At 56.3% G+C, this 206-nt stretch carries 1 rRNA gene; it reads left to right on the top strand.

Going from position 1 to position 206, the window contains the following annotated elements:
• Nucleotides 1-206, top strand: a 23S ribosomal RNA gene (locus tag EBH09_RS07560); the annotation flags it as partial.

Here is a 206-nt window from a genome sequence, read left to right as displayed (position 1 = left end):
CGGATAGTACCGTGAGGGAATGGTGAAAAGTACCGCGGGAGCGGAGTGAAATAGTACCTGAAACCGTGTGCCTACAAGCCGTGGGAGCGTCGGACATCAAGCTTGCTTGGTGTCTCGTGACTGCGTGCCTTTTGAAGAATGAGCCTGCGAGTTTGCGGTGTGTTGCGAGGTTAACCCGGGTGGGGAAGCCGTAGCGAAAGCGAGTC

The sequence above is a fragment of the Streptomyces sp. E2N166 genome, from assembly GCF_003671715.1.
Taxonomy (GTDB): Bacteria; Actinomycetota; Actinomycetes; order Streptomycetales; family Streptomycetaceae; genus Streptomyces; species Streptomyces thinghirensis.
This window is presented reverse-complemented; position numbering and strand designations above follow the sequence as displayed.